The sequence below is a fragment of the Mycobacterium sp. EPa45 genome (assembly GCF_001021385.1).
Classification (GTDB): Bacteria; Actinomycetota; Actinomycetes; order Mycobacteriales; family Mycobacteriaceae; genus Mycobacterium.
In genome coordinates this window covers 857,179-872,396 of record NZ_CP011773.1, presented here as the reverse complement: position 1 = coordinate 872,396, position 15,218 = coordinate 857,179, and the positions used below count along the sequence as shown (strand labels likewise).

The following is a 15,218-nucleotide window of genomic DNA, read 5'->3' as shown; positions in this document are numbered from 1 at the left end:
TTCGTGGTCCTTTGAACCCTAGCGCACGCCGGTGTCAGCTCACTCCGGCGTACGAGTGCAGGCCGACCGTCACCAGGTTGATGAAGAACAGATTGAAGACCATCGCGATGAAGCCGACGACGTTGATCCACGCGGCCTTCTTGTCGCGCCACCCCGCCGTCGAGCGCGCATGCAGGTACGCCGCGTAGACCACCCAGGCGATGAACGACACCGTCTCCTTGGGGTCCCAACCCCAGTACCGGCCCCATGCCTCCTCGGCCCAGATGGCGCCGAAGATGACCCCGAAGCCGAAGATCGGAAACGCGAAAATCGTAGTGCGGTAGGCGATTCGGTCGAGAGTCTGCGCGTCGGGCAGCCGTTGCACGATCTGCGCCAGCCGACCTTCCCGGCCCGGATCGGCCAACGGCGACATCTTGAGCAGGAACAGGATGCTGGCCACACCGGCGACCAGGAACACGCCCGAGCCGAGACTGACCACCGACACGTGAATCGGCAGCCAGTAGGACTGCAGTGCGGGCATCACCGGCGCGGCGTTGGTGTAGAGCCAGCGGCCCGAGACCGTCAGCAGAATGAGCACAGGAACGAGTACGAAGACCCACAGTGCGCGGTACTGCGGCTTGCGCAGCACGATCGCGGCGGCGATCAGGCCGCAGAAGCTGGTCAGGTTGATGAACTCGTACATGTTGCCCCACGGCACACGGGCGGTGGCCAGCCCGCGCAGCACGATGCAGACGAACAACAACGCGATGCCAACGTAGACCAGCGACAGGCCGGCCTGGCCGATGCGTTCGTCGGCCGGGCGCTTTTGCCTGTCGACGACGACGCCGGGGCGGTCGCTGTCGGCGGTGACTCCGGCCGAGACGAGCTCGCGGGCCTCGACCTTGCGGCCGCGGCTGTAGGCGAGTTCGACGGCCAGCAGCAGCAGCGCTGCGACCAGGACCACGACCGATGACGTGAACGCCCAGTCGGAGTAGCGGGCCAGCCCGATGTCGATGTGCTCGGTATTCATGCTCAGACCTTCTCTTTCGACGGCTCCGGCAGGTCGGCCAGCATCCGTTCGGTGAGCTTCTCGAACTCGTTGCCCCAGCCGGAGTTGTCGGTGCGGGCCAGACCGCCCAGCTCGACGTTCACCGTACCGTTCGAACCCAAATCCATCCCCGGGTCGCTGCGCTCCTGCCCGCCGCCAGTAGAAATCCTCGCCCACACGCGCCGACGGCGCACAATCAGTGACACCAGCAGGCCGCCCATCATCGACATCGCGAACACCAGCACCCACACCTGACCGGGATCGTGGGAGACCTGCAGGTTGACGAACGGCGTGGCCCCGTCGAACCGGACCACGGTGCCGTCGTCGAGGCGCACTTCCTCGCCCTCGCGCAGGTTGGTGCGCTTGACCTTGGTCAGCCGCTTCTGCTCGATGAGCCGCGGGTCGAGCGTGAACAGTGACTGGGGCCGGCCGGTGTCCAGCCCGGTGTCGCCGCGGTAGATGTCGATGGCCACCGCCGGGTCGTTGGCTGCCGGATACTTCGACGACAGCAGGGTGCCGTCGAGTTCGGCGGTGGGCGCGAACAGGCCCATGATCGCCAGCTGATGCTTACGCCGCTCCCCGGCGTCGGGGTACATGCCGCCGGGCGGGTCGACGCGGATCACGCCCGAGGACAGCAGAGTGTGCTGATCGTCCGGGCGCCACTGCAGGGTCTGAGTCCGCTTCTGCCCGTTCGGGAAGGTGACGGTGAACGTCGGGGCGTAGCCGTGGCCCTGCAGGTACACCCGGTCGCCGCCGATGCGCAGCGGATGGTTGACCTCGAGACGGTAGGGCCGCCACGTACCGCGGGCCAGATCGTCCCCGGCCTGGTAGTCGATGTTCGACGCGAAGGACAGAGCCTGCCCGTTGGGCAGGTAGTGGGCTTGGAAGTCGTTGACGCGCAGACACATCGGATACAGGGAGGTGCCGTCGACGCTGTTGCCGGCGCGGAAGGAGTCGAACGCGGCCGGCGAGGCCGAGCAGAACCCGGGCCCGCCGTTGGCGATCACGATGACGTTGCCCTCGTAGCCGAACAACTTGCCGACCGCGATCGCGACCAGCAGGCCGAGCAGCGAGAAGTGGAAGACGATGTTGCCGAACTCGCGCAGGTAGCCCTTCTCCGCCGACACTTCGGTTCCATCGTCGGTCTGGCGGGTGACGCGCCGCCAGCCCTTGAGCCGTTCCGAGATGGTGGCGGCGACGCTCTCGGGCGTTCCCGAGACCTCGGCGGTGGCGTACTTGGGGAGCCGAGACAGGTTGCGCGGGGCCGGAACCGGGACCGCACGCAGGCTCTTGGCGTGTTCGATCATCCGCGGGGTCAGACAGCCCACCAGCGAGATGAACAACAGCGCGTAGATGGCGGTGAACCAGAAGCTGGAGAACACTTCGAAGAACTGCAGGCGATTCAGCCACGGCCCGATGATGTTGTGTTCGGCGATGTACTGCTCGACCTTGGCGTCGTTGAGGCTGCGCTGCGGAAGCAACGCGCCGGGCACCGCGGCGAGCGCGAGCAGGAACAGCAGCACCAGCGCGGTGCCCATGGACGTCAGAGCCCGCCACAGGGTGCGGGCTGACCTGCCGAGCAGACGCAGAATCGCCCCAAAACCCCCGGTTTTGGGCGATTCTGCGTCTGCTGGCGGTGGCGAGTTGGTCAAATCGGCAGCCTCACGTCGGAGACGAACGCGTCGCGCACCCAGGAGATGAAGTCGTTCCAGATCCCGGTGACCAGGGCCAGCCCGACGATGATCAACAGCACCCCACCGACGACCTGGATGGTCCGGGTGTGACGGCGAAGCCAGCTCAACCCGTTGGCCGCCCAACTCGACCCGAGCGCCAGAACCACAAACGGGATGCCCAGACCAAGGCAGTAGGCGATCACCAGCGCCACACCACGGGCGACGCTCGCGCCATCGGTGGCCGAAGCAACAGCGATCACCCCGGTCAGTGTCGGCCCCAGGCACGGCGTCCAGCCCAGCCCGAACACCGCACCCAGTAACGGGGCGCCGGCCACTCCGGCGAGCCTTTTCGGGGTGAAGCGGGCCTGCCGCTGCAACGCCGGGATGAAGCCGATGAACGCCAGGCCCATGACGATGGTCAGCACTCCGCCGACACGTTGCAGGACAAGCTGATTGGTGATCAAGGTGGTGGTCATGCCCAGCACTGCCACTGTCCCGAGCACGAACACCACGGTGAAGCCGGCCACGAACAGCAGCGCCGATCCGGCCACCCGCAGACGCTGAGTCCGTAACGCGACCGGGCCGGCCGTGTCATCCACCCCGACGACGGCCGCCAGGTAGGACAGGTAACCGGGGACCAGCGGAACCACGCACGGCGAGGCGAACGACACCAATCCGGCGAGCACACAAACGCCCAGGGCCAGCAGTAGCGGACCCGCAGCGGCGGTCTGGGCGAAACCGGTCACGGTGCAGCCGGTTTCGGTTCGGCGGCCAGCCGCTGCACCACCGGCAGTAGATCCTCGGCCAGCAGTTCGCGCAGGAACACGGCGGCCACCCGGTGCTGACGGTCGAGGACCACCGTCGACGGGATCACCGTGGCGGGGTACTTGCCGCCGAAGGCGATCATGGTGCGCATCGCCGGGTCGTAGATCGACGGGTACGTGACCTTGCGGTCAGTGACGAAGTCCTGGGGCGCGGTGATGTCGTTGTCCCGCACGTCGATCCCGAGGAATGCCACACCCAGATCACGGGTCTGCGCGTAGACCTGCTCCAGCTGGGTGATCTCGGACCGGCACGGACCGCACCATTGGCCCCACACGTTGATCACCACGACCTTGCCCTCGAAGTCCTTCAGCGACACGGTTTTCGAGGGATCCGTCAGCTCTGGCCCGGACAGCGGCCCAGGGGTGCCGCGGCTGGACGGCGGGTCGTAGAAGATATCGGTCTTGCCCCCCGGAGCGACGAACTCGAACGTGCCGCCCTGGGCGACCGCGTCGTCGCCAGTGGAGCAGCCGGCCAACACCGACGCCGCCACCAGGAGGACCAACAGCCACTTCACCGCCCGGCGAGCTCCGCGTAACCCCAGCCGACGTAGTCGTCCCCATCGAAGTAGAACGAGGTCAGCGATGCCAGGTTGCACAGCCGCCGGGTCGGAAAGTGGTGCAGCTTCGCACCGGTCATCGACCTGCGCAGTGTCTCGACGGGCAGTTGATGGCTGACGCAGACCGCCTCGTGACCGGCCCCGTGGACCCGGGCTCGTTCGACGGCTCGTTTCATCCGCACGGCGATTTCGCGGTAGGGCTCCCCCCAAGACGGTGAACGCGGGTTGCGCAGGTGCCACCAGTTACGCGGGTCACGCAGAGCGCCGTCGCCCGGGGATACCCGCTCGCCCTGAAAGACGTTGTGCGACTCGATGAGTTCGTCATCGGTATCGATCTCGAGGCCGTGGTGGCGTGCGATCGGGGCAGCCGTTTCCTGCGCTCGCTCCAGCGGCGAGGCCACGACGTAGACGATGTCACGGGCGGCCAACCAGCTGGCCACTGCCTCGGCCTGGGCACGTCCCCGCTCGGAGAGGTGGAAGTCGGGCAGGCGTCCGTAGAGGATGCCCTCCGGATTGTGGACTTCGCCATGGCGCATCACGTGCACGGTCGTGCGCTCGGTCATTGCTTGGCTCCCGCGGCCGCGCGTGCCGCCGCCGGCAGGGCGTCGGCGATTCGGTCGAAGGCGGCGTCATCGAGTGCGGCTGAGACGAACCAGGTTTCGAACGCGCTCGGCGGGGCATAGACGCCGGCGTCGAGGAGGGCGTGGAAGAACGCCGGGAATCGCCAGGTTGCGCTGGCCTTGGCCTCGGCGAAATTGTTGACCGGGGCGTCGGTGAAGAACACCGACAAGAAGTTGCCTGCCCGCGGGACCTGATGCGCCACACCGGCTTCGGTCAGGGCAGCAGTGAGCAGTCCGGCCAGCCGGTCGGCGTTGGCATCGAGGGCGGCGTACACCGCGTCGTCGGCATTGCGCAGTGTCGCCAGTCCGGCGGCCACCGCCACCGGGTTACCGGACAGGGTGCCGGCTTGGTACACCGGGCCCAACGGCGCGAGTCGCTCCATCACGTCCCTGCGGCCGCCGAATGCTGCCGCGGGCAACCCGCCGCTCATCACCTTGCCGAAGGTGAACAGGTCGGCATCGACGGGATCGATTCCATACCAACCACTTCGGCTCAACCGGAAGCCGGTCATCACCTCGTCGACGATCAGCAGAGCGCCGTACTCGGCGGTGATGCGCCGCAGGGCGGCGTTGTAGCCGGGCAGCGGCGGGACTGCGCCCATGTTGCCCGGGCAGGCCTCGGTGATCACCGCGGCGATGGTGTCGCCGAACGTGGCGAAGGACTCCTCCACCGCGGCAACGTCGTTGTAGGGCAGCACGATCGTGTCAGCAGCGGTGGCGCCGGTGACGCCCGGGGAGGACGGCAGGCCCAGGGTGGCAACGCCCGAACCGGCGTCGGCCAGCAGGGCGTCGACGTGGCCGTGGTAACAGCCGGAGAACTTGATGACCTTGGAACGGCCGGTGAAACCACGGGCCAGGCGCACCGCGCTCATGGTGGCCTCGGTACCGGAGTTGACCAGCCGCACCCGCTCGACCGGCTTCACCCGGGCGACGATCTCGGCGGCCAGCTCGGTCTCACCAGGAGTGGGCGCCCCGAACGACAGCCCGTCGGCGGCGGCGCGTTGCACGGCCTCGACGACCGCCGGGTGGGCGTGACCGAGGATCATCGGACCCCAGGAGCAGACCAGATCGATGTAGCGGTTGCTGTCGGCGTCGGTCAGCCAGTAGCCCTTGGCCGAGGTGATGTAGCGAGGCGTGCCGCCGACGGAGTTGAAGGCCCGGACCGGCGAGTTCACTCCGCCGGGGATGACCGCACAGGCGTCGGCGAACAGCCCGGCCGATATCGCCGTGGAGGCGGCCTGATCCGTACTGCTCATGGCCACCAGTGTCCCAGACTGCGGGGATGCTCAACTACAGGGTGTAGGACACGCGAGATTGAACTCACGCAGCCAGAGTTCGAGTGAACCTCTGCGTCATGCCAATCTCGCGCGAAGGGCCGCGCTCAGACCGGGTCGAGCGAGAAAACCGGGTGGTCAGCAGCGTCGGGCAGCTTGGTGAAGTAGCCGTCGACCGTCTTTCCCGCCTTGGCGCGGTAAGCGGCCAGCACCGGTGGCCGCGCATCAACCGGCACCTCCGCGGCGGTGAACCGGGCAGCGCCGACTTTGGTGTCCAAGATCACCACCGGGTTGGCCCGCACGTTCTTCACCCACTGCGACTCCCCTCGCGTCGACACCAGGTACCGGGTGCCGTCGACCTCGACACTGATCACCGGAATCTTCTGCTCCTGTCCGCTGCTGCGGGCCGTCACCGTGAGCGTCTCGGTGCCCGAGACGCCGGTGGCCATCGCGATCTTGTTGAACACCTTGGCGGTGAACCACGGAGGCTTGAGGTACGCCATGGGTCAGAGTTTGATCGTCTGATGCAACTGCCGCAATGGCTGGCCAGGTTCAACCGGTACGTCACCAATCCGGTGCAGCGGTTGTGGGCCGGCTTCGTTCCTACGATGGCGATCCTCGAGCACGTCGGACGCCGCTCCGGCAGGCACTATCGCACTCCGCTCACGGTGTTCACCACCGACGACGGCATCGCGATCCTGCTCACCTACGGGCCGGATCGGGACTGGTTGAAGAACATCACCGCGGCCGGCGGCGGCCGGCTCAAGCGCTACGGCCGGACCTTCGCCGTCGAAAACCCGCGGATGATGCCCAGAGCCGAAGCCGCCCAACATGTTTCGTCACCGTGGCGCCCGCTCTTCACGTTGTTGCCGTTCGAGACCGCCGTACTGCTGACCCGGTCCTGAGCAGCGACCACGCGCACAGCGCCACGGTGATCGCCTCGGCGAGCACACTGATCAGGGCATGCGGCGCCGGCTGCCAGCCGCGCTCGAGGAAGCCCTGCAGCCCGACGGTGCGCGACAGGGCGAACGCCACGATCGAACCGAGCGCCGCCACCAACGCCACCGCACGCAACCAGGCCGGGCCGCCGACCGCGATCAGGATCGCCAGCGCGACGAAGAGGCTCGTCAGTACCAGGAATCCGCGGCCGATGCTCGGGATGGACGAGTACCCGTGCAGGTAGAGGTAGCCGTGGCTGGCCGCACTGACAAGCAGGCTGGCAGCGATTCCGAGACCGATCAGGCGGGTCACTGCAGCGTCTCCTCTTTCAGCGCCAGCATGGTCTGGCCTTTGGTGTAGCTGACCTCGCGGATGCCGAGGGCATCGTGGAGCCGGCCGGCCGGCAGGGTCAGCGGCTTGGGCGCGGGCCCGTCACCGGGATGCGGCAGCGGGTATGCGGTGGTCGTGCCGCTGTAGAACGTCACGTTGTCCTCGGTCTTGGAAAACAACTGGTGGACATGGCCATTCAGACAGGTGACGGATGAGAACCGGCGCAGATAGCTCAGCGCCTGGGTGGCGTCGTCGGTGCCCCACCCCCAGTCCGGGTACATCGCGAACAGCGGGATGTGACTGAACACGATGATCGGGGTGTCGGCGGACAGCGGTGCCACATCCTTCTCGATGAACTCCAACTGATCGGCCCCGAGGTGCCCGAGCTTCTTGAGGTTCAACGTGTTCACCAATCCGATGACGTGCACGCCGGCGATGTCGAAGCTGTACCAGCCGTCGCCCCGGGTGCCGGCGCCGAACACCGCGCGGTACTTCTGCCCCGCGTCGTCCACCGAGTCGTGCTCGCCCGGCACGGTGAACACGTGCGGGGTGTTCAGACCGCCCATCATCTGGTTGACCTGGTCGAACTGAGCCGGTGTGGCGAGATGTGTGAGGTCGCCGGTGTGGATGACGAAATCCGGTGTGTACCCGAAGCTGTTGATCTGCCGGATGGCCCGCTCGAAAGATCCTGTGACGTCCGGATTGGCCGTCCCGTTGAACCCGAGGTGGCTGTCACTGATCTGGGCGAATCTAAGGGTGGGCCGGGCGTCGGTCGCGGCCGGCGCGCTCGCGACATGGGACAGCACCTCCCCGCCGACGACGGCCAGCCCGACCGCCGCACCGAACCAGGCGCCGTGCCGGATCAGCTGTCGCCGGCTCATCTGATGCGGGTCGCCGGTCACGGGTTCACCACCACGGTGCCGCGCATGAACGGGTGGATGCCGCAGATGTAGTCGACGGTGCCCGGTTTGGTGAACGTGTAGCTGTAGGTGCCGTTGGCGTCCATGCCCGGTGAGCGGAACGAACCGTCGCTTGCGACGACGTTGTGCGGCTCTTCGTCCTTATTCGTCCAGGTGACGGTGTCGCCGACCTTGACGCTGAGGTTGGCCGGGGCGAACGCGAAATTGGTGATGCTCACCGCGGTTCCGGCAACGGGCGGGGCCGGGACCGCCGTCGTCGCTTGCGGCATCGTCCCGGGCATGCCGGGCATGCTCGACATTCCCGGCATGCCGACCGACGTACCACCGTTCGGTCCGAAGTCGACCGACGGTGGTGGGGCCTTCGCCGGCGTGGAGCACGCGGCGACGCCGACAGCGACCGCCGCGCACGTCAGCGCGATACGGGTGTGGTGCATGAACCTGCCTCCTGGGCTGAACCAAGTCCGCGGCGCGGACCGTCTCATCAAGAGGTAGGGCGGCGGTTACACGCCAGGGTCGTGTAACCCCGCCGCCTATCTCTTATCGATGAGCGGAAGGCACACCACGATGGCGGCCGACGACGATCGACGCCCGCGACCAGACCTGCGTCTGGTCGCGGAAGCGCGCTATCCGGACTGGGAAGCCGTGTACGACGACAACATCACCTGGGTCTACCGGTTGATCTTCGGTCGGGTGGGAACTCGCGCCGACGCCGAGGACCTGACCTCGGAGGTGTTCCTGGCCGCGATGCGGCCGCTGCGCCTGACGGCCAGCATTCCCGAGGTGCGCGCGTACCTGCGGGCCACCGCTCGCACCGTGTTGGCGGCGCACTGGCGAGCCACCCTCGGCACCGAGATCACCACGATCGAGGACGTGCCCGACACCGTCTTCGGTCCCGCCGCGCCGAGCACTGCCCCGCAGCGCGTCGCCGCACTTCTCGACGCCCTGCCCGACAACTACCGCCGCGTCCTGGAACTGCGCTTTCTACAGGGCTGTTCGGTACGGGAGGCGGCCAGTACGCTCGGCATCAGCGTCGCGAACGCCAAAGTACTGCAACATCGGGCGTTGCGGCTGGCCGCGCAGATCAGCGAGGGGGCACTGCCATGACCCGCCGCGATCTTCGCCGCTACATCGACGACATGCAGGCCGGCCGTCAACCGAAGCCCTTCACCCCGAACGAGTTCGAGGCGGCACAGCTGCGCACCGCGATCGACCTGACCGCCGCCCGCGAGGACGCCGGTGAGCCACGACCGGAATTCGTCGACGGCCTCAAGGCACGACTGGCTGCCGAAATGTCCTCGGATACTGCGCCTTCGCCCGGTACACCATCCCCGAAGCCGAGAATGTCGGCCACTCGCAGGCAGGTGATTGTTGGCACCTCCGCGGCGGCAACGGCTGCGGTGGCCGGTGTGTCGGTGGATAGATTGGTGGTCCGTCCCCATACCGATGAGCAGCAAGTCGCCGACCCGCATCTGGTGCCGACCGACGGCTCCTGGCAGACCGTGGCGTCCAGCGGCGACCTGCCCGAAGGTGCGGTGCATGCCTTTGACCTGGGCTCGGTCAGCGGATTCGTCCGCCGGGTCAACGGCCGGGTCGATGCGGTGTCCGGGGTGTGCACCCACCAGGGCTGCAAGCTGTGGTTCGACCAGGGCGACGACCGGCTGCGCTGCCCGTGCCACGCGACATCGTTCTCGCCGGCCGGCGCAGTCGTCACGCACGCCCTGCCGATCGCGCCGAAGCCGTTGCCGCACTTCGAAGTCCGCGAACGCGACGGCGTCGTGGAAGTGCTGGCCCCGCCGACCCGGAGCACCTGACGGCTGTAACCTGCATACCTATCTAAAGGTATGTACAGCAACATAATTGGCGCAGCACTCATAAGCGTCGCGCACATCGTGTCCTCGTCCGGAACCGGTTCTGCGCCCGACATCATCAGCCAACTGCAGAGCCAGGGCTACGATGTCCAACTCAACGGCCAGCCCAGCGGAGGGCTATCCCAGTGCACCGTCACCGGTGTGCATCAGTCGATGCCCACCGCGTACGTGGATCTGGACTGCACCAGCAACGACTAAACCGGCACCGCACGCAGTGCTTCGGGCAGGCTGGGTAAGAAGTGCTTGGTGGCGAATACGCGGATGTCGTCCGCCGTTTCGAGCGGCACCGGGCTGGGCAGTAGCATTGCCATCAGCGCGTAGCGCCAGATGTTGTCGGCCAGCTCATGGACCGCTTGCGGCCCGATACGTTCGGCGAAGCCGGGCGGAAAGATCACCTGCAGCGCCGCCTCGATGCGCTGTACCGCGGCAGCGTAGTGCAGCCGGGCCAACTCCAGCGTCAGCGCCGGCTCATCGACGACCATGCGGTTGAGCACCCGATGCCGTCGGGTTCGCAGAATCGCCTGCGTAAAGGCTTCGACGTAGTAATTCGATTGCGGCCGTCCGGCTTTGAGCTCATCGGCGATATCGGTGAACAACCGCAGGTTTTCCCGGTCCATCACTGCGGACACCAGGTCGTCCTTGTTGGCGAAACGGCGGTAGATCGTGGTCCGACTCACCCCGGCCCGGCGCGCCACGTCATCGAGGGCGACCCGCCGGATGCCATACCGATCGAACTCGACGAGCGCGGCGTCGAGGATCGCTTCGGTCGCCTGGTCAGGCATGCCCCGCCCGCGCGAAACCCGCTCTGGCGTAACCGTTGTAGCGGATGTTCATCGGCAGATGATCCCACAGCCAGTTGACCGGTCGCGAGCGCCAGAACGCCGCGAATCGCTGGTAGTTGCGTTCTTTGCGTGCACTCCAGGGCAGCCCGAGGATTTCGCGCGTGCGCGGCGGCATGCCCCCGGTGGTGAGAAACGCTGCGGCGGGATTGAACACCGGCGCCACCAGCCGCCAGACGATCGGGTTGACGGCCTTGGGCTTCGGGAAGCCCTTGGTGACATAGCCGACCCCGTATTTGGCCGTGGAGTGGGCGACCAGCACCTCGTCGATCATCCGGTCCCAGTAGCGTTCGAACTCGGCATAGTCGGCGGGCATCGGCCGATCGCTGACGCCGTACCGGCGGTACCAGGTCTTGGATTCCAGGTACATCTGCTCCTTCTCGGCGCGGGTGAGCTTCTTGACGAAGGTGTCCGCGAAGTAGAGCGCCTGGTCCAAGAACGTCGCGTGCGCCCAGAAGTAGGTGTCGGGGTCCAGCGCGTGGTAGCGGCTGCCGTCGGGCATATCGCCCTTGATGTCGTGATGGAAGTCGCGGACCTGGGTGCCGGCGTTGTCATCATCGCTGCCGTACACGGTGCGGAAGATCGGCGGCAGCGATCGCTTGACCCGGGCGGCGGTATCGGCGAAGAACACCGAGTGGTCGAGGACGCCCTGGCCGAGCTCGGCCAGCATGTTCTGCAGCACCGCCGGGCGCGGTCCGATCAGGAACATCCGGTTGTCGCCGAAGTATCGCCACACCAGCGACTGCGGGCCCAGCGGAAGTGCGTCGGTCGCGGAGTGGGATTCGGCGAGGTCCGTCATGTGCAACAGTGTTACAGATTTCGCACTTTGTACCAACAGGTTCGTGACCAGCGTCACTGCACCACCGAGATCGACGAAATGCAGGGGTTTTCTCGGGCGGATTCGTACGGTCAGGGAAACGTGTCTGATCGTGGAGGTTTGCTGTGCCCAGAGGAGTTCCAGCTGCGCGGTCGGTGAAACGGGAGTTGTTCGACCGGGTCTGCTTAGGGCAGTCGGTGACGGCGGCTGGGGCGGCGTTAGGCGTGGCGCACGGGCTGGGTCATCAGTGGTGGCATAAGGCTGGCGGGATGAAACTGGCGACAGGGCAGCGCGGGGGCGTGGCCGATGCGATGGATCGTGACGGGCCGGGAGGTCGGGGGCATCGGGTCAACTTGGCCGAGCGGGTCGAAATCATGCGAGGCATGGATGACGGGCTGGGCTACGCCGAGATCGGGCGTCGGATCGGTCGCCACCGGTCGGTGGTGTTCAAGGAGGTCGCCCGTAATCGCGGTGATGACGGGGACTATCACGCGTTAATGGCTCATGCCCGTGCCGGCGATAAAGCCAAGCGTCCCAAGGATTTCAAGCTTAAAGATCCCCGGTTGTGCGCGGCGATCGAAACGTGGATGGATGAGGGGTGGAGTCCGCGGCTGATTGCACAGATGTTGGCTCACGATCACCCCGATGACAAGCTGATGCAGGTGAGCCACGAAACCGTCTACAAGGCGCTGTATGTGCAGACTCGTGGCAGTCTGCGCGCCGATTTGCACCAGTGTCTGTCCACGAAGCGGTCGGCCCGCAAACCTCATGGTCACCCCGGCCGCACCGGGGTGTATGGCGCCGAAATATTCACCATCAGTGACCGCCCAGCCGAAGCCGCTGATCGGGCCGTGCCAGGTCATTGGGAGGGCGATTTGATCATGGGGGCCGGAAATACCAGCGCGATCGGCACTCTGGTCGAACGCAGCACCCGGTTCACCATCTTGTTGCATCTCCCTATCGACCACACCGCGGAGTCGGTGGCCGCAGCGATGATCGAGGCCATGGGCGAGCTGCCCGCGCATCTGCGTCGGTCGATCACCTGGGACCGGGGCAGCGAGATGGCCGACTGGAAGAGGATCCAGCTACAGCTCACAGCGCCGGTGTTTTTCTGTAACCCACATTCGCCCTGGCAACGCGGCACCAACGAGAACACCAACCGGCTGCTGCGGTTCTGGTTCGAAAAAGGCACCGACCTGGCCGGCTATACCAAAGCCGATCTCAAACGCATCCAGGACAAACTCAACACCCGACCACGGCCCACCCTAGGGCTACAGACTCCAGCCCAACGACTCGCCGCCCTCATTAGCCAAGCCGCCTAAATGTTTCCATCACCGCTTGACATCGCCTCGCACTTTCCCGGCGGATCGTCGGTTTGGGCGGGATCAGGAGAAACGCTTGAGGCGCAGGCTGTTGGTCACCACCAGAACCGAAGAGAAGGCCATTGCCGCACCGGCGATCATCGGATTGAGCAGGCCCAGCGCGGCCAGCGGGATGGCCGCGACGTTGTAGCCGAATGCCCAGAACAGGTTCTGCTTGATGATCCGCAGCGTGCGCGACGACAGCAGCAGCGCGGTGGGCACGGTCCGCAGGTCGCCGCGGACCAGCGTGATGTCGCCGGCCTCGATCGCGGCGTCGGTTCCGGTTCCCATCGCCATGCCGACATCAGCGGTGGCCAGCGCGACCGAATCGTTGACCCCGTCACCGACCATCGCGACCTTGTGGCCCTGCGCCTGCAGTCGGGCGATCGCGTCGGCCTTCTCCGCAGGAAGCACGCCCGCGATCACGTTGTCCGACGCGATACCGACCTCGGCGGCCACCCGCGCCGCGACCGCTGGATTGTCGCCGGTCAGCAGGATCGGCGTGATGCCCATGGCCTTCAACTCAGCGATCGCCTCGGCACTGGTCGGCTTGACCGCGTCGACCAACCGGATCACCCCGCGACGGTCGCCGTCGGCGATGACCTCGACACTGGTGCGCCCGTCGTCGTCCGAGGCGCGGACCACCCGCACCCGGACCCCCTCGACGATGCCGCTGACCCCGGTCCCGGGGTCGTTGGCGAACTCCGTCACCGCCGGCACGCGCAGTCCCTGCTCGCGGGCGGCGGCCACGATCGCCGCGGCCACCGGATGCTCGGACGCCGATTCGACGGCGGCCGCCTGCGCCAGCACGGCGTCAGCATCGGTGCCGGATTCGGTCTCGACGGCCGCGACGGCCATCGTGCCGGTGGTCACCGTGCCGGTCTTGTCCAGGACGACGGCGTCGATGCCCTTGACGGTTTCGAGGACGCTCGGCTCCTTGATCAGCACCCCGAGCTGAGCACCCCGGCCGGTGCCGACCAGGATCGCGGTCGGCGTCGCCAGGCCGAGCGCGCATGGGCAGGCGATGATCAGCACGGCCACCGCCGCGGTGAACGCCGCCGTCGCCGAACCACCGGCCAACAGCCACGCACCGAGCGTGACCACCGCGATGACCAACACGACCGGCACGAAGACCGCCGACACCCGATCGGCCAGCCGCTGGATGGACGCCTTGCCGCTCTGCGCGTCGGCGACCATCCGGGCCATCCGGGCGAGCTGCGTGTCAGCGCCGACCCGCTTGGCGCGCACCAAAATCCGTCCATAGGTGTTCACCGCCCCGCCGAGCACCTCGTCACCGGGGCGCACATCCGCGGGCACCGACTCGCCGGTCATCGCAGAGGTGTCCAGTGCCGAAGCACCGTCCACCACGACACCGTCGGTGGCCACCCGCTCACCGGGTCGGACAACGATCACGTCATCAACATGCAACTCCCCCACCGGGATTCGCACTTCGGCGCCATCTCGCACGACGGTCGCATCCTTGGCGCCCAGCGACAGCAGCGCTCGCAGTGCGGCGCCCGCCGAGCGCTTGGCTTTGGCCTCGGCATACCGGCCGGCCAACAGGAACACCGTCACCGCAGCAGCGACCTCGAAGTACACATGGCCATGACCGTGCGTGGCCGCCCCGGTCACAACCTCGTAGAGCGACCACAGGTAGGCGGCCAGCGTGCCAAGCGACACCAACGTGTCCATCGTCGACGCCCCATGGCGTGCGCTGTTGATCGCGGCCTTATGGAAGGGATAGCCGCCCCAGAACACGATCGGCGTCGTCAGCGCCAGCACCACCCACAACCAGCCGGTGAACTGCCACGGCATCACCATCGACAACGCCAGCACCGGTACCGCCAGCACCGTCGAGCCGATGAGCCTGGGGCGTAACTGTTCGGTAGGGACGTCATGGTCCATGTGGTTCTGGCCGTGACCGGAGTGGTCGATCACCGAGGCGTGGTAACCCGTGGATTCGACGGCGTGAATCAGGTCGTGCTCGGAGACCTGCGGCCCGTGTTCGACGTGCGCGCGCTCGACCGCGAAGTTCACCGTGGCCTGCACGCCGTCCAGGTCGTTGAGGCCCCGTTCGATCCGCGCCGCGCACGACGCGCAGCTCATACCGCTCAACTGAAGGTCGGTCGTCGTCATGCTTCGATGATACCCCTAGGGGGTATATTGTCC

At 66.8% G+C, this 15,218-nt stretch carries 18 protein-coding genes; 5 read left to right on the top strand and 13 right to left on the bottom strand.

Annotation, left to right across the window (positions count from 1 at the left end; translation table 11 throughout):
• Positions 1 to 34: 34 nt before the first annotated feature.
• The 7 genes from ccsB to AB431_RS04005 form a co-directional block, all read right to left on the bottom strand.
• The gene (gene ccsB / locus AB431_RS04035; RefSeq protein WP_047328857.1) at positions 35 to 1,009 is read right to left on the bottom strand and encodes a c-type cytochrome biogenesis protein CcsB; all 975 of its coding nucleotides are present in this window, start codon (positions 1,007 to 1,009) and stop codon (positions 35 to 37) included.
• A 2-nt stretch (positions 1,010 to 1,011) separates the two neighbouring features.
• Positions 1,012 to 2,586 carry a cytochrome c biogenesis protein ResB gene (locus AB431_RS04030; protein WP_162489430.1) on the bottom strand — a complete coding sequence of 525 codons (1,575 nt, stop codon included), beginning with the start codon at positions 2,584 to 2,586 and terminating at the stop codon, positions 1,012 to 1,014.
• Positions 2,587 to 2,675: 89 nt separating this feature from the next.
• The gene (locus AB431_RS04025; protein WP_047328855.1) at positions 2,676 to 3,446 is read right to left on the bottom strand and encodes a cytochrome c biogenesis CcdA family protein; all 771 of its coding nucleotides are present in this window, start codon (positions 3,444 to 3,446) and stop codon (positions 2,676 to 2,678) included.
• Complete coding sequence (locus AB431_RS04020) at positions 3,443 to 4,039, bottom strand: TlpA disulfide reductase family protein (RefSeq protein ID WP_047328854.1); 597 nt, start codon at positions 4,037 to 4,039, stop codon at positions 3,443 to 3,445. The genes AB431_RS04025 and AB431_RS04020 overlap by 4 nt, the downstream gene beginning before the upstream one ends.
• A complete protein-coding gene (locus AB431_RS04015; protein WP_047328853.1) occupies positions 4,036 to 4,644 on the bottom strand; it encodes a histidine phosphatase family protein in 609 nt (202 codons plus the stop codon). Before AB431_RS04015 ends, AB431_RS04020 begins: the two co-directional genes overlap by 4 nt.
• The gene (gene hemL / locus AB431_RS04010; protein WP_047328852.1) at positions 4,641 to 5,957 is read right to left on the bottom strand and encodes a glutamate-1-semialdehyde 2,1-aminomutase; all 1,317 of its coding nucleotides are present in this window, start codon (positions 5,955 to 5,957) and stop codon (positions 4,641 to 4,643) included. Before hemL ends, AB431_RS04015 begins: the two co-directional genes overlap by 4 nt.
• A 125-nt stretch (positions 5,958 to 6,082) precedes the next feature.
• Positions 6,083 to 6,478, bottom strand: a complete 396-nt coding sequence (locus tag AB431_RS04005; protein WP_047328851.1) for a nitroreductase/quinone reductase family protein — start codon at positions 6,476 to 6,478, stop codon at positions 6,083 to 6,085.
• A gap of 21 nt (positions 6,479 to 6,499) precedes the next feature.
• Here AB431_RS04005 and AB431_RS04000 point away from each other — a divergent pair, with 21 nt between their 5' ends.
• The gene (locus AB431_RS04000) at positions 6,500 to 6,880 is read left to right on the top strand and encodes a nitroreductase family deazaflavin-dependent oxidoreductase (RefSeq protein ID WP_047328850.1); all 381 of its coding nucleotides are present in this window, start codon (positions 6,500 to 6,502) and stop codon (positions 6,878 to 6,880) included.
• Here AB431_RS04000 and AB431_RS03995 read toward each other — a convergent pair.
• Genes AB431_RS03995 through AB431_RS03985 form a run of 3 tightly spaced genes read right to left on the bottom strand, consistent with a single transcriptional unit; the run spans position 6,834 to position 8,598 of the window.
• Positions 6,834 to 7,226: a hypothetical protein gene (locus tag AB431_RS03995; RefSeq protein ID WP_047328849.1), complete on the bottom strand. Its 393-nt coding sequence runs from the start codon at positions 7,224 to 7,226 to the stop codon at positions 6,834 to 6,836. The two genes, AB431_RS04000 and AB431_RS03995, sit on opposite strands and share 47 nt — an antisense overlap.
• Complete coding sequence (locus AB431_RS03990; RefSeq protein WP_047328848.1) at positions 7,223 to 8,146, bottom strand: metallophosphoesterase; 924 nt, start codon at positions 8,144 to 8,146, stop codon at positions 7,223 to 7,225. The genes AB431_RS03995 and AB431_RS03990 overlap by 4 nt, the downstream gene beginning before the upstream one ends.
• Positions 8,143 to 8,598 (bottom strand): cupredoxin family copper-binding protein, encoded by a 456-nt coding sequence (locus AB431_RS03985; RefSeq protein ID WP_082135541.1) that lies wholly within the window; start codon positions 8,596 to 8,598, stop codon positions 8,143 to 8,145. Before AB431_RS03985 ends, AB431_RS03990 begins: the two co-directional genes overlap by 4 nt.
• 130 nt (positions 8,599 to 8,728) lie before the next feature.
• Between AB431_RS03985 and AB431_RS03980 the strand changes: the two genes are divergently transcribed.
• The 3 genes from AB431_RS03980 (at position 8,729) to AB431_RS30735 (ending at position 10,230) form a co-directional block, all read left to right on the top strand.
• Positions 8,729 to 9,268, top strand: coding sequence for an RNA polymerase sigma factor (locus tag AB431_RS03980; protein ID WP_047328847.1), 540 nt, complete (start codon positions 8,729 to 8,731; stop codon positions 9,266 to 9,268).
• Entirely contained in the window at positions 9,265 to 9,975 is a 711-nt protein-coding gene (locus AB431_RS03975; RefSeq protein ID WP_047328846.1) for a Rieske (2Fe-2S) protein, read from the top strand. The genes AB431_RS03980 and AB431_RS03975 overlap by 4 nt, the downstream gene beginning before the upstream one ends.
• A gap of 78 nt (positions 9,976 to 10,053) precedes the next feature.
• Positions 10,054 to 10,230, top strand: a complete 177-nt coding sequence (locus AB431_RS30735; RefSeq protein ID WP_158423507.1) for a hypothetical protein — start codon at positions 10,054 to 10,056, stop codon at positions 10,228 to 10,230.
• Here the strand turns inward: AB431_RS30735 and AB431_RS03965 are convergent.
• Together AB431_RS03965 and AB431_RS03960 are read right to left on the bottom strand one after the other, a co-directional pair.
• Positions 10,227 to 10,814, bottom strand: a complete 588-nt coding sequence (locus AB431_RS03965) for a TetR/AcrR family transcriptional regulator (protein WP_047328844.1) — start codon at positions 10,812 to 10,814, stop codon at positions 10,227 to 10,229. The two genes, AB431_RS30735 and AB431_RS03965, sit on opposite strands and share 4 nt — an antisense overlap.
• The gene (locus tag AB431_RS03960; protein ID WP_047333060.1) at positions 10,807 to 11,670 is read right to left on the bottom strand and encodes an oxygenase MpaB family protein; all 864 of its coding nucleotides are present in this window, start codon (positions 11,668 to 11,670) and stop codon (positions 10,807 to 10,809) included. Before AB431_RS03960 ends, AB431_RS03965 begins: the two co-directional genes overlap by 8 nt.
• 143 nt (positions 11,671 to 11,813) lie before the next feature.
• Here AB431_RS03960 and AB431_RS03955 point away from each other — a divergent pair, with 143 nt between their 5' ends.
• Positions 11,814 to 13,010 (top strand): IS30 family transposase, encoded by a 1,197-nt coding sequence (locus tag AB431_RS03955; protein ID WP_047328843.1) that lies wholly within the window; start codon positions 11,814 to 11,816, stop codon positions 13,008 to 13,010.
• 63 nt (positions 13,011 to 13,073) lie between these two features.
• On the opposite strand, the gene AB431_RS03950 is transcribed toward AB431_RS03955, so the two are convergent.
• Positions 13,074 to 15,185 (bottom strand): cation-translocating P-type ATPase, encoded by a 2,112-nt coding sequence (locus tag AB431_RS03950; protein ID WP_047328842.1) that lies wholly within the window; start codon positions 15,183 to 15,185, stop codon positions 13,074 to 13,076.
• Positions 15,186 to 15,218: the final 33 nt, after the last annotated feature.

What these genes read in the sequence shown, in the direction of transcription:
- AB431_RS04015 (WP_047328853.1), bottom strand. Translation starts at nt 4,644, where the DNA reads ATGACCGAGCGCACGACCGTGCACGTGATGCGCCATGGCGAAGTCCAC.
- AB431_RS04000 (WP_047328850.1), top strand. Translation starts at nt 6,500, where the DNA reads ATGCAACTGCCGCAATGGCTGGCCAGGTTCAACCGGTACGTCACCAAT.
- hemL (WP_047328852.1), bottom strand. Translation starts at nt 5,957, where the DNA reads ATGAGCAGTACGGATCAGGCCGCCTCCACGGCGATATCGGCCGGGCTG.
- AB431_RS03975 (WP_047328846.1), top strand. Translation starts at nt 9,265, where the DNA reads ATGACCCGCCGCGATCTTCGCCGCTACATCGACGACATGCAGGCCGGC.
- AB431_RS03985 (WP_082135541.1), bottom strand. Translation starts at nt 8,598, where the DNA reads ATGCACCACACCCGTATCGCGCTGACGTGCGCGGCGGTCGCTGTCGGC.
- AB431_RS03980 (WP_047328847.1), top strand. Translation starts at nt 8,729, where the DNA reads ATGGCGGCCGACGACGATCGACGCCCGCGACCAGACCTGCGTCTGGTC.
- AB431_RS03965 (WP_047328844.1), bottom strand. Translation starts at nt 10,814, where the DNA reads ATGCCTGACCAGGCGACCGAAGCGATCCTCGACGCCGCGCTCGTCGAG.
- AB431_RS04005 (WP_047328851.1), bottom strand. Translation starts at nt 6,478, where the DNA reads ATGGCGTACCTCAAGCCTCCGTGGTTCACCGCCAAGGTGTTCAACAAG.
- ccsB (WP_047328857.1), bottom strand. Translation starts at nt 1,009, where the DNA reads ATGAATACCGAGCACATCGACATCGGGCTGGCCCGCTACTCCGACTGG.
- AB431_RS03960 (WP_047333060.1), bottom strand. Translation starts at nt 11,670, where the DNA reads ATGACGGACCTCGCCGAATCCCACTCCGCGACCGACGCACTTCCGCTG.
- AB431_RS03950 (WP_047328842.1), bottom strand. Translation starts at nt 15,185, where the DNA reads ATGACGACGACCGACCTTCAGTTGAGCGGTATGAGCTGCGCGTCGTGC.